Annotated in this window: 12 protein-coding genes; 8 read left to right on the top strand and 4 right to left on the bottom strand. The window is 70.1% G+C overall.

Annotated elements, in window-relative coordinates:
* Positions 1-125 precede the first annotated feature (125 nt).
* From ACWD4O_RS43470 to groL, 4 genes are all read left to right on the top strand, one after another.
* A complete protein-coding gene (locus tag ACWD4O_RS43470; protein ID WP_451288592.1) occupies positions 126-1,019 on the top strand; it encodes a polysaccharide deacetylase family protein in 894 nt (297 codons plus the stop codon).
* A 122-nt stretch (positions 1,020-1,141) separates the two neighbouring features.
* Positions 1,142-1,840: a polysaccharide deacetylase family protein gene (locus tag ACWD4O_RS43465; RefSeq protein ID WP_451288591.1), complete on the top strand. Its 699-nt coding sequence runs from the start codon at positions 1,142-1,144 to the stop codon at positions 1,838-1,840.
* Between the two features lie 242 nt (positions 1,841-2,082).
* Positions 2,083-2,391, top strand: coding sequence for a co-chaperone GroES (groES, locus tag ACWD4O_RS43460; RefSeq protein WP_020132158.1), 309 nt, complete (start codon positions 2,083-2,085; stop codon positions 2,389-2,391).
* 111 nt (positions 2,392-2,502) lie between these two features.
* The gene (gene groL, locus ACWD4O_RS43455; RefSeq protein WP_451288569.1) at positions 2,503-4,128 is read left to right on the top strand and encodes a chaperonin GroEL; all 1,626 of its coding nucleotides are present in this window, start codon (positions 2,503-2,505) and stop codon (positions 4,126-4,128) included.
* Between the two features lie 83 nt (positions 4,129-4,211).
* Here the strand turns inward: groL and ACWD4O_RS43450 are convergent, their stop codons facing one another.
* The 3 genes from ACWD4O_RS43450 to ACWD4O_RS43440 form a co-directional block, all read right to left on the bottom strand.
* Positions 4,212-4,919: an ester cyclase gene (locus tag ACWD4O_RS43450; protein WP_451288568.1), complete on the bottom strand. Its 708-nt coding sequence runs from the start codon at positions 4,917-4,919 to the stop codon at positions 4,212-4,214.
* A 90-nt stretch (positions 4,920-5,009) separates the two neighbouring features.
* Positions 5,010-5,783 carry an SDR family NAD(P)-dependent oxidoreductase gene (locus ACWD4O_RS43445; protein WP_450946172.1) on the bottom strand — a complete coding sequence of 258 codons (774 nt, stop codon included), beginning with the start codon at positions 5,781-5,783 and terminating at the stop codon, positions 5,010-5,012.
* A 110-nt stretch (positions 5,784-5,893) separates the two neighbouring features.
* Entirely contained in the window at positions 5,894-6,562 is a 669-nt protein-coding gene (locus ACWD4O_RS43440; protein ID WP_451288567.1) for an MOSC domain-containing protein, read from the bottom strand.
* Positions 6,563-6,642: 80 nt separating this feature from the next.
* On the opposite strand from ACWD4O_RS43440, the gene ACWD4O_RS43435 reads away from it, so the two are divergent.
* Positions 6,643-7,593, top strand: a complete 951-nt coding sequence (locus tag ACWD4O_RS43435; protein ID WP_451288566.1) for a LysR family transcriptional regulator — start codon at positions 6,643-6,645, stop codon at positions 7,591-7,593.
* 117 nt (positions 7,594-7,710) lie between these two features.
* On the opposite strand, the gene ACWD4O_RS43430 is transcribed toward ACWD4O_RS43435, so the two are convergent.
* Positions 7,711-8,040 carry a WhiB family transcriptional regulator gene (locus ACWD4O_RS43430; RefSeq protein WP_057584636.1) on the bottom strand — a complete coding sequence of 110 codons (330 nt, stop codon included), beginning with the start codon at positions 8,038-8,040 and terminating at the stop codon, positions 7,711-7,713.
* 379 nt (positions 8,041-8,419) lie between these two features.
* Between ACWD4O_RS43430 and ACWD4O_RS43425 the strand changes: the two genes are divergently transcribed.
* From ACWD4O_RS43425 to guaB, 3 genes are all read left to right on the top strand, one after another.
* Positions 8,420-9,031 carry a response regulator transcription factor gene (locus tag ACWD4O_RS43425; RefSeq protein ID WP_003948568.1) on the top strand — a complete coding sequence of 204 codons (612 nt, stop codon included), beginning with the start codon at positions 8,420-8,422 and terminating at the stop codon, positions 9,029-9,031.
* A gap of 445 nt (positions 9,032-9,476) precedes the next feature.
* Entirely contained in the window at positions 9,477-10,064 is a 588-nt protein-coding gene (locus ACWD4O_RS43420) for a sigma-70 family RNA polymerase sigma factor (RefSeq protein WP_451042938.1), read from the top strand.
* Positions 10,065-10,207: 143 nt separating this feature from the next.
* Positions 10,208-11,710, top strand: coding sequence for an IMP dehydrogenase (gene guaB, locus ACWD4O_RS43415; protein WP_450946175.1), 1,503 nt, complete (start codon positions 10,208-10,210; stop codon positions 11,708-11,710).
* Positions 11,711-11,827: the final 117 nt, after the last annotated feature.

Genomic DNA, 11,827 nt, shown 5'->3' with positions numbered 1-11,827 from the left:
GCATCCGCAGCGCCGGTCTCAGCAAGGCTGGTCTCAGAAGCGCCGGCCCTCGGAGCGTCGACCCTCGGAGTGTCGGCCCTCGGAGCGTCGGCCTCCGGAGCGCCGGTCTGCGGAGTGTCGTCGGCCTGCTCACCCTGGCCTCCATCGCGACGGGCTGTGCGGGAGCCGGGGGAGGGCTCGGCGGCGGAGTGGGCAAGGGGGCCAGCCCCGCGCCGGGTCAGCCGCCCGAGCAGGCGGCGCCCGCCGCACCGCCGGCCCGCGCCCTGCACTCGTACGCAGCCCGGCTCCGCGCCGCCCAGCAGGCCCGGGTCGCCGCCGCGCGGCGCTGGGGCCTGCGGAAGGTCCCGCTGACGCCCCCCGCGCCGCCCGCGCACAAGCCGGAGATCACGACCCGCAAGGGCTTCGAGGTCGCCGACCACGAGGAACTCGGTCTCCCGCCGGTCTTCACCACGATCCCGACCAAGGACAAGGTCGTCTTCCTCACCATCGACGACGGCGCCGAGAAGGACCCCGCGTTCCTGCGCATGATGAGCGAGCTGAAGATCCCGTACACCGCCTTCCTCAGCGACTACCTGGTCAAGGACGACTACGGCTACTTCAAGAAGATGCAGGACCTCGGCGTGGGCCTGAACAACCACACCCTCCGCCACCCCTACCTGCCCGCCCTCTCCTACGCCCGCCAGAAGCGCGAGATCTGCGGCATGCAGGACGTGATCGAGAAGCGCTACGGCAAGCGCCCCGTCCTCTTCCGGCCGCCGTTCGGCAACTACGACCAGGACAGCCTGCGCGCCGCGAAGACCTGCGGCGTGCGCTACGCCCCGCTCTGGGCGGAGGAGGTCTTCGTCGACCACTGGGAGTACCGCGAGTGGGACCAGGACCTCCACCCCGGCGACATCGTCCTGAGCCACTTCCGCGGCCGCGAGGACTGGAAGGGCACGATGCCCGACATGGTCCGCCGCTTCCTGAACAAGGTCACGGACAAGGGGTACGCGGTGGCCCGGCTGGAGGACTACCTGTGAGGACGCGGCGGGGCCTGACGACCGTACTGTTGATCCTGACGACGGCCACCCTGGCGACCCTGTCCGGCTGCGCCCAGTCCGTCGACCCCATCGAACGGCTGGGCAAGAAGGCCGCCGCCCGGGTGCACCCGACCGCCCCGGCCGAGCCCGCCCCCTACCGCCGCTGGGGCCTGACGGGCCCCCTGGCCCCGGCCCCGAAGGACCCGTCCCGTTCGCTGGCGGGCAGCCCGGGCACGGCCCTCCCCCCGGTCGTCGACCGCATCCCGACCGCCGACAAGGTCGTCTTCCTCACCTACGACGACGGCGCGGAACGCGACCCCCGCTTCATCGACATGGTCCGCGAACTGCGCCTCCCCGTGAGCATGTTCCTCACCGACAGCGTGGTGGGCCCGGGCTACGCCCACTTCGCCCGGCTGCAGTCGGTCGGCGCGAACATCCAGAACCACACCCTGGACCACCCGGCCCTGCGCGGTCTGCCCTACGCCGGCCAGCGCGCCGAGATCTGCGGCCAGCAGGACAAACTCCGCTCCCGCTTCGGCCTGCGCCCCCGCCTCTTCCGCCCGCCGTACGGCGCCTACGACACCACCACCCGGCGCGCCGCCGCCGACTGCGGCATCGCGGCGATCGTCCTGTGGCGCGTCTCGATGGGCCCCACCGACCTCACCTACACCCACGGCCCCCACCGCCTCCACCCCGGCGACATCGTCGCCGTGGCCCCGGACGAGTCGCCGGGCCCGCGCCTGACGGAACGCACGACCCGACTCCTGCGCCAGGCACAGGCCCAGGGCCTGACGGTGGCCGGGCTGGAGGACTACCTGTAGCCACTCAGCCCGTCCGGCGTTCGAGGACAAGGCCCCTTCAGGGCCGATTTCCCGCCGACGCGCCGCAGGCATTGGCACTCCGCTTGACCGAGTGCTAACCGCGGTCATAGTCTCGCTTCTGGCACTCCCCCCTGGAGAGTGCCAATAGCGACGGGCAGGTCCGGCACCCGCGACGACGGATCCACCTGGTCGCCACCTCAGACAGTTAGCCCCGTGAGATCTCCGAAGGGGGAGGTCGGATCGTGACGACCACCAGCTCCAAGGTTGCCATCAAGCCGCTCGAGGACCGCATTGTGGTCCAGCCGCTCGACGCCGAGCAGACCACCGCCTCTGGCCTGGTCATCCCGGACACCGCGAAGGAGAAGCCCCAGGAGGGCGCCGTCCTCGCCGTTGGTCCGGGTCGCTTCGAGAACGGCGAGCGCCTGCCGCTCGACGTCAAGGTCGGCGACGTCGTTCTGTACAGCAAGTACGGCGGCACCGAGGTGAAGTACAACGGCGAGGAGTACCTCGTCCTCTCGGCTCGCGACGTGCTCGCGATCATCGAGAAGTAATTCACCCAGTTCTGCAGTGAACTGCGCCCCTGGCCCCCGCGACTTGTGATGCCGGGTGCTGGGGGCGCAGTTCGTTTCACCCACGTTTTCCGAGAGGGCTGAACCGCTCCCATGGCGAAGATCCTGAAGTTCGACGAGGACGCCCGTCGCGCCCTCGAGCGCGGCGTCAACAAGCTTGCCGACACGGTCAAGGTGACGATCGGCCCCAAGGGCCGCAACGTCGTCATCGACAAGAAGTTCGGCGCTCCCACCATCACCAACGACGGTGTCACGATCGCCCGCGAGGTCGAGCTCGACGACCCGTACGAGAACCTCGGCGCCCAGCTGGTGAAGGAGGTGGCGACCAAGACCAACGACATCGCGGGCGACGGCACCACCACCGCCACCGTGCTCGCCCAGGCGCTGGTCCGCGAGGGCCTGAAGAACGTCGCCGCCGGCGCCTCCCCGGCCTCCCTGAAGAAGGGCATCGACGCGGCGGTCAAGGCCGTCTCCGACGAGCTGCTCGCCTCGGCCCGCCCGATCGAGGAGAAGTCCGACATCGCCGCGGTCGCCGCGCTGTCCGCCCAGGACCAGCAGGTCGGCGAGCTCATCGCCGAGGCGATGGACAAGGTCGGCAAGGACGGCGTCATCACCGTCGAGGAGTCCAACACCTTCGGTCTGGAGCTGGACTTCACCGAGGGCATGGCCTTCGACAAGGGCTACCTGTCGCCGTACTTCGTGACGGACCAGGAGCGCATGGAGGCCGTCCTCGAGGACCCCTACATCCTCATCAACCAGGGCAAGATCTCCTCGATCTCCGACCTGCTGCCGCTGCTGGAGAAGGTCATCCAGACCAACTCCTCGCGTCCGCTGCTGATCATCGCCGAGGACCTCGAGGGCGAGGCCCTGTCGACCCTGGTCGTGAACAAGATCCGCGGCACCTTCAACGCGGTCGCCGTCAAGGCCCCCGGCTTCGGCGACCGTCGCAAGGCGATGCTGCAGGACCTGGCGGTCCTCACCGGCGCCACTGTCATCTCCGAAGAGGTCGGCCTCAAGCTCGACCAGGTCGGCGTCGACGTGCTCGGCTCCGCCCGCCGCGTCACCGTCACCAAGGACGACACCACGGTCGTCGACGGCGCCGGCGACTCCTCCGAGGTCCAGGGCCGCGTCGGCCAGATCAAGGCCGAGATCGAGAACACCGACTCCGACTGGGACCGCGAGAAGCTCCAGGAGCGCCTCGCGAAGCTGGCCGGCGGCGTGTGCGTGATCAAGGTCGGCGCCGCCACCGAGGTGGAGCTGAAGGAGAAGAAGCACCGTCTCGAGGACGCCATCTCCGCGACCCGCGCCGCGGTCGAGGAGGGCATCGTCTCCGGTGGCGGCTCCGCGCTCGTCCACGCCGTGAAGGTCCTCGAGGGCAACCTCGGCAAGACCGGCGACGAGGCCACCGGTGTCGCCGTGGTCCGCAAGGCCGCCGTCGAGCCGCTGCGCTGGATCGCCGAGAACGCCGGCCTGGAGGGTTACGTCATCACCTCCAAGGTCGCCGAGCTCGACAAGGGCCAGGGCTTCAACGCCGCCACCGGTGAGTACGGCGACCTGGTCAAGGCCGGCGTCATCGACCCGGTCAAGGTCACCCGCTCCGCCCTGGAGAACGCCGCCTCCATCGCCTCCCTCCTGCTGACGACCGAGACCCTGGTCGTCGAGAAGAAGGAAGAGGAAGAGCCGGCCGCCGGCGGTCACAGCCACGGTCACTCGCACTGACGCAGTTCGCTGGACGCACCAGCACTGAGGCCCGGCACCCTGCAGACAAGGGGCGCCGGGCCTCAGCGTTTTCTATGCTCGCGCTATTGCTCCAGCGCGTCCAGCACACCCAGCTGCCCCATCAGCCCGAGCCGGTCGTACTGCCACCAGCCCTCGACGATCTTTCCGTCCTCCTGGCACCGGAAGACGGTCGTCCCGGTCATGGTGACCTTCCGCCCGGTCGCCGGGATCCCGACGAAATCGCCCGTGTGGGTCGCGTTCCAGGTCCACCGGTTGCACACGCGGTCGCCCTGGCCGAACTGGTCGTCGAGGGAGAAGGCGAAGTCGAAGCCGCCCCGCCACCGCTCGACCTCCCGCCGCATCGCGTCCATCCCCATCGTGTCCTGCTCGTTGGCTGGATCATGATCGTGATAGTCCTCGGCGACCAGCCCGTCGAGCGGCGCCAGCGCACCCCGGGCGCCGATCGTCTCGAAGAACCGCCGTGCCGTGTCCGCGTACAACTGCTCGTCCCGCACGACGTCGAGATCCGTGAACGTCGGCATCTCGTCGCACAGCGCCACCAGATCCCGGAAGACCTTGTCCGTCTCCGGAAGGTTCGAGTTCCGCATCGCTTCCTCGTACGACGGGAACTCCACGATCTCGATGAAGTGCGACGCGTCGGAGCGGTCCTTGCCGACCACCGCGTGCGTCGCCGTCCGCTTCCCCTTGGTCTGTTCGACCCATGTGTCCATCAGCCGGTCCATCTCGTCGAACCGGCTGGTCCTGCAGTCGATGAGCTGTACGAATGTCATGACGCCGCCTCCGGCCCCCCTGGGTCCGGTTCCCTCAGACCCATTTTCCCACCGGAGCGCCGACGTCACCCGACCACCGCCCGCGGACTGTCACTGAGGCCCGTACTTCCGCCCCGTCCTCGAGCTGATCCCGCCCAGCAGCGAGCGGGGCGTGACCTTCACCAGCCCCATCAGCGCCTTGTAGCGCGGGTCGGGGATCGACAGCGACTTCCCGCGCGCGAGGTCGTGCAGGGCCGCCGCGACCAGCTTGTCCGCGTCCAGCCACATCCAGCCCGGGATGTTGTCCGTGCCCATCCCGGCCCGCTCGTGGAACTCCGTGCGCACGAACCCCGGGCACAACGCCATCAGCCGGACGCCCGTACCGGCCAGGTCCTTCGCGGCGCCCTGCGTGAACTGCACGACCCACGCCTTGGACGCCCCGTACGTCCCGCGCGGCACGAAGGCCGCCACCGAGGCCACGTTGACGACGCCCCCGCGCCCGCGCTCCCGCATCACCGTCGTCGCCGCGGACGTCAGCCGCAGCACCGCCTCGCAGTGCACCTTGAGCATCTTCAGCTCATCGGCCATGGAGACGTCGAGATAGCGGCCCTTGTTGCCGAAGCCGGCGTTGTTGACCAGCAGGTCGACGGGGTTCTTGCGGTCGCCGAGCCGGGCCGCGACCTTCTCGATGCCGTCGTCCGTCGCCAGATCGGCCGTCAGCACCTCCGCCTCGATGCCGTGCCGGTCGTGCAACTCGGTCGCCTGCTCGCGCAGCCGCTTGGTGTCCCGTGCCACGAGGACGAGATCATGCCCGTCCGCCGCCAGTCTGCGCGCGAACGCGGCGCCGATCCCCGCGGTCGAACCCGTAATGAGAGCCGTTGTCATGCCGCAAGGTTAGTGACCCGGAGTGTCCGCGTCCGTTCTCTGCACGCGGCCTCCTGAACGTGAAGGCCGCGTGTGCACCGCTCCCGTGCGGCCCCTGCGGTGAGGTCGTTTCAACCCCCGTACTTCTCCACGTACTTCCGGGCGCTCGCCAGCGCCTCCGGATGCAGCGCCTCGCCCGCCGCGAGCAGCCGGGGCAGCAGTTCCCGGTTCGTGGTGGTGGCCCGGAACGCCATCCGCGCCGTCACGTCGTGATCCGGCACATGGACGATCTCCACCGCGTCCCCCGCGCGGATCTCACCCGGCACGACCACCCGCAGATACGCGCCCGTCGCCGCCTTCTCCGTGAACCGCCTGACCCACCGCTTCTCACCCATGTGGCCTTGGAAGGTGAGACACGGAATCCGCCCGGTGCTCACCTCCAGCACCACCTCGGCGCCGATCCGCCAGCGCTCGCCGATCCGGGCGTCGGAGACGTCGAGCCCTTCGGTGGTGAGGTTCTCGCCGAACGCGCCATTGGCCAGCGTGCGCCCCAGCTCGCGCCCCCAGTCGTCGAGGTCCTCGCGCGCGACGGCGTACACCGCCTGGTCGTCGCCGCCGTGATGGCGCAGGTCGCACACCGTGTCCCCGGCCAGACCGCTCGCGCCGACCCCCTTCGGGCCGGGCGCGAAGACCCGCACGGGCCCGTCGACCGGCTGCTTGTCGATCCCGGTCAGCCCCTGCGGCTGGTCGGTGTACGGCACGGCCTTCGGGTGGCCCAGATTGACTGACAGAAGCCTCATACGGTCACGGTAGGCGACCGTAGATCAAAGTGTCGACGCAATATTCGCTCCGCGACCCAAGGTTCACTTATGATCGATGGATGATCGAGGCCCGTCATCTCCGCGTCCTGCGTGCCGTGGCCGCCACCGGCTCCTTCTCGGCGGCCGGGCGCGAACTGGGCTGCACGCAGCCGGCCGTCAGCCAGCAGATGAAGGCCCTGGAGGCCTCCGTGGGCACGCCCCTGCTGGTCCGCAGCGGCCGCGAGATGCGGCTGACCCAGGCGGGCGAGGCCCTCGTCCGGCATGCGGCCGGGATCCTCTCCGGGCTGACCGCCGCCGAGGAGGAGGTCGCCGCGATCGCGGGACTGCGGGCCGGCCGGGTCCGCCTGGTCTCCTTCCCCAGCGGCAGCTCCACGCTCGTCCCCACCGCCCTCGCCGCCCTGCGCGCCGCCCACCCCGGCACCCGCGTCTCCCTGGAGGAGGCCGAGCCGCCGCAGTCGGTCGAGCTGCTGCGCGAGGGCGACTGCGACATCGCCCTCGCCTTCCGCTACGAACGCGCGCCGGGCGGCGGCAGCGACGCCGGCGACACCGGGTCCGCCGCCGACGGCGAGTGGGACGACCTGGTCGTACGGCCGCTGCTGAAGGACCGGCTGGTCGCCCTCGTGCCCGAACGGCACCCCCTCGCGCGCGGGGAGTCCGTCGCCATCGGCGATCTCGCCGCCGAGCCGTGGATCGCCGGCTGTCCGCGCTGCCGCGGCCAACTGGTCCAGGTGTGCGAGCGCGCGGGCTTCACCCCGCGCATCGACTTCGCGACCGACGACTATCCCGCGGTGGTCGGCCTGGTGGGCGCCGGTCTCGGGGTCGCCGTCCTGCCTCAGCTCGCGATCGAGTCCGTACGCCCGCGTGGCGCTCGTGTGCTCACGCTGGAACCGGCGGTGCGGCGGGAGATCGTCGCGCTCACCCTCCCGGACCTGGCCCAGGTTCCGGCGGTGACGGCCACGCTGGAGCAGCTGGGGCGGGCGGCGGCGCGGAGTGGAGACGTCAGGCAGTGAGACGCCAGCAGTGAGACGCCAGCGGTGAGGCGGCAGTGAAAGACGGAGGGCACGCGCGCGTGCCCTCCGTCTGTGTGCTCTCCGTCGGTGTGCTCCCCGTTCAGGAGAAACGTTCCTTCATGTGTTCGAAGCGGTGTCTCTCGCGCCCGACGACGCCGACACCAGGCGGTTGCGCGCCCGCCCCATGAGCTCTTCGCGCTCGTCCTCGGTCAACCCGCCCCACACGCCGTACGGCTCGCGCACCGCCAGCGCGTGCGCCGCGCACTGTGCGCGGACCGGGCACCTCATGCAGACCTCCTTGGCCGAGTTCTCTCGAGCGCTCCGAGCCGCCCCGCGCTCACCCTCCGGATGGAAGAAGAGCGAACTGTCCACCCCGCGGCAGGCAGCCAGGAGCTGCCAGTCCCACAGGTCCGCGTTCGGTCCGGGAAGGCGGGAGAAATCTGCCATTGTGTGACCCCTTGTAGCCGTTCTGAGCGGATACGGTGCCCACGACCGTACAACTACGATCTAAGGAGATGAAAATATGACTCATTGCGAATCTAGCCTCAGACACCAGTAAAAGGGAAGAAATAGGGCTGAACGGGGCATGGGTTGTGATGAAAGCTTGAGGGTCCGTGTGGCTGTCTCCACTGTGTCCGCGCCCTCACGTAGAGTGCCGAAGAATGCACGCAGCCCCGTAACTCTTTCGAGTGACCGTCGTTGGTAGTGCGGTGGCGGTTGAAAACACAAACGCTCGGGCAGGCGTCCGAGACGGTCGACCGCACAGGTGACGATTCGTACCAGCCTGGAGGCACAAGGTGACGCGCATCAGCTGCGGAGGGCGGCCATGACATCCGTCCTCGTCTGCGACGACTCCCCGCTTGCCCGAGAGGCGCTCCGCCGCGCGGTCGCGACCGTGCCCGGCGTCGAGCGCGTGACGACGGCGGCCAACGGCGAGGAAGTCCTCCGCCGCTGGGGTGCCGACCGCTCGGACCTGATTCTGATGGACGTACGCATGCCCGGACTGGGCGGCGTCGAGACCGTACGGCGGCTGCTGTCCGCCGACCCCGGGGCGCGCATCATCATGCTGACCGTCGCCGAGGACCTCGACGGCGTCGCCCTCGCGGTCGCCGCCGGCGCCCGCGGCTACCTGCACAAGGACGCCTCGCGCGCGGAACTGCGCGCGACCGTCACCCAGGCTCTCGCCGACCCGACCTGGCGGCTCGCCCCGCGCCGGCTGCGCTCGGCCGAGATGGGCGCGGCGCCCACGCTCACCGCGCGTGAGATCCAGGTGCTCGAAGGCATGAGCCACGGCCGCTCCAACGCGGAGATCGGCCGCGAGCTGTTCCTCTCCGAGGACACCGTCAAGACGCACGCCCGCAGGCTGTTCAAGAAGCTCGGCGCCTCGGACCGCGCACACGCCGTGGCGCTCGGCTTCCGGTGGGGGCTGGTCCGTTAGGGATCGTCCCACCGGGGATCGTCCCATCAGGGATCGTCCCTTCGGGGATCGATCTCGCCCGCCCGGCCCCGTGGTCCCGGACCGGTCCGAAGCAGGACCGTCCTGGGCCGTCCGGCGGATCGGGCCGGCTTCGGGGTGACATCGGTCATTCAGTGAGGGAGCGGGCTCATGCGCGAACTTCCCTGCTCAGACGTGGTGCGGCGGTCCGGCGAGGCCCCCTTCCACCGCGCCGCGAGCGGGTGCGGGGCACGGTCTCGGCGGGTGCCCGCTGCTCGTTTCGCCGCCGATGCCGCATCCTTGAGGTGTGGAGTTCCTCGGGGACGAGTCGGTCGAGCGGAAGGGGAGGGCGCAGGGGATGAGTTCCGGCGCACCTGCTCATAACGCTTCGGTGCACAACGACGGGCACGGTGCCGCGGCCGGTCCGGCCGCAGTGCACCATGGACCGATGCGCGATGACGAGGCGGTCACTGCCGGGGGGACGATCGGGGCACTCGTCCATCGCGCAGTGGACGGCGACGAACAGGCCACCCATGACCTGCTGGCCCATGTCCACCCGCTGGCGCTGCGCTACTGCCGCACCCGGCTCTCCCGGCTGCCCGGCGACGCACGCCACTTCGTCGAGGACCTCGCCCAGGAGGTCTGCGTAGCGGTCCTGCTCGCGCTGCCCCGCTACCGGGACACCGGCAGGCCCTTCGAGGCCTTCGTCTTCGCCATCGCCGCCCACAAGGTCGCGGACCTCCAGCGCGCCGCGATGCGCCACCCGGGCTCGACGGCGGTCCCCTCCGACGAGATGCCCGAACGCCCGGACGACTCCCTCGGCCCCGAGGAGCGCGCCCTCCTCAGCAGCGATGCCGAATGGGCGAAGAAACTCATGGCCAACCTGCCCGAGAACCAGCGGGAACTGCTGCTGCTGCGCATCGCGGTGGGCCTCACCGCCGAGGAGACCGGCCAGATGTTGGGAATGTCACCCGGAGCGGTCCGGGTGGCCCAGCACCGGGCGCTGAGCAGACTGCGAGCGCTCGCCGAGCAGTAGGCGACCCCTTCGCTGAACAGGGTTCGCCCCGTTTCCGTACGAACATACGAAGCCCGGAGTCACGCTCGACCGTGGAATTCGGGAGGTGCGCTTCCCGTTAGCATGGACATCCGCACCGATCAAGGCCATTTGGGGAAGGTGTCATGACTGCCAACGTCGACGGAGTGCCCGGAAAATTCGCGACCCTCGGGCTGACCTACGACGACGTGCTGCTGCTGCCGGGGGCATCCGAGGTGCTCCCCAACGCGGTCGACACCTCGTCCCGCATCTCGCGCAACGTCCGGGTCAACATCCCGCTGCTGTCCGCGGCGATGGACAAGGTGACCGAGTCCCGCATGGCGATCGCGATGGCCCGCCAGGGCGGCGTCGGCGTGCTGCACCGCAACCTCTCCATCGAGGACCAGGTCAACCAGGTCGACCTCGTGAAGCGCTCCGAGTCCGGCATGGTCACCGACCCGATCACCGTGCACCCGGACGCCACGCTGGCCGAGGCCGACGCCCTGTGCGCCAAGTTCCGCATCAGCGGTGTGCCGGTCACCGACCCGGCCGGCAAGCTGCTCGGCATCGTCACCAACCGTGACATGGCCTTCGAGTCCGACCGCGGCCGTCAGGTGCGCGAGGTCATGACCCCGATGCCGCTGGTCACGGGCAAGGTCGGCATCTCCGGCACGGACGCCATGGAACTGCTGCGCCGCCACAAGATCGAGAAGCTTCCGCTGGTCGACGCGGCGGGCGTCCTCCAGGGCCTCATCACCGTCAAGGACTTCGTCAAGGCCGAGAAGTACCCCCACGCCGCCAAGGACGCCGAGGGCCGGCTGCTCGTCGGCGCCGCGGTCGGCGCGAGCCCGGAGGCGCTGGAGCGCGCCCAGGCCCTCGCCGAGGCCGGTGTGGACTTCCTGGTCGTCGACACCTCGCACGGTCACAACAGCAACGCCCTCAGCTGGATGTCGAAGATCAAGTCGAGCGTGCGCGTCGACGTGATCGGCGGCAACGTCGCCACCCGCGACGGTGCCCAGGCCCTGATCGACGCCGGTGTCGACGGCATCAAGGTCGGCGTCGGACCCGGCTCGATCTGCACCACCCGCGTGGTCGCCGGCATCGGCGTCCCGCAGGTCACGGCCATCTACGAGGCGTCCCTCGCGGCCCGTCCGGCGGGCATCCCGCTGATCGGCGACGGCGGCCTGCAGTACTCCGGCGACATCGGCAAGGCGCTCGCCGCCGGCGCCGACACGGTGATGCTGGGCAGCCTCCTCGCGGGCTGTGAGGAGTCCCCGGGCGAGCTGCAGTTCATCAACGGCAAGCAGTTCAAGTCCTACCGGGGCATGGGCTCGCTCGGTGCCATGCAGTCCCGCGGCCAGGGCAAGTCGTACTCCAAGGACCGCTACTTCCAGGCGGAGGTCGCGGCCGACGACAAGCTCGTCCCCGAGGGCATCGAGGGCCAGGTGCCCTACCGCGGCCCGCTGGGCAACGTGCTGCACCAGCTCGTCGGCGGTCTGCGCCAGACGATGGGCTATGTGGGCGCGGCCACCATCGAGGAGATGGAGACCAAGGGCCGCTTCGTGCGGATCACCTCCGCGGGCCTCAAGGAGAGCCACCCGCACGACATCCAGATGACGGTCGAGGCGCCGAACTACAGCAACAAGTGACGGCAGCGGTCGCGGCGGGCGCAGCGGTCTCGCGGTAGAAAGCGACCCGCACACGCGCGTGAGGCATTCCAAGGGCGGCCCCGGAGACTCCGGGGCCGCCCTTGTCGTACCCGTCGG

Source organism: Streptomyces sp. NPDC002623, assembly GCF_053592635.1.
Note: the sequence above shows the minus strand (reverse complement) of the source record. Positions and strands in the feature narration are given on the sequence as shown.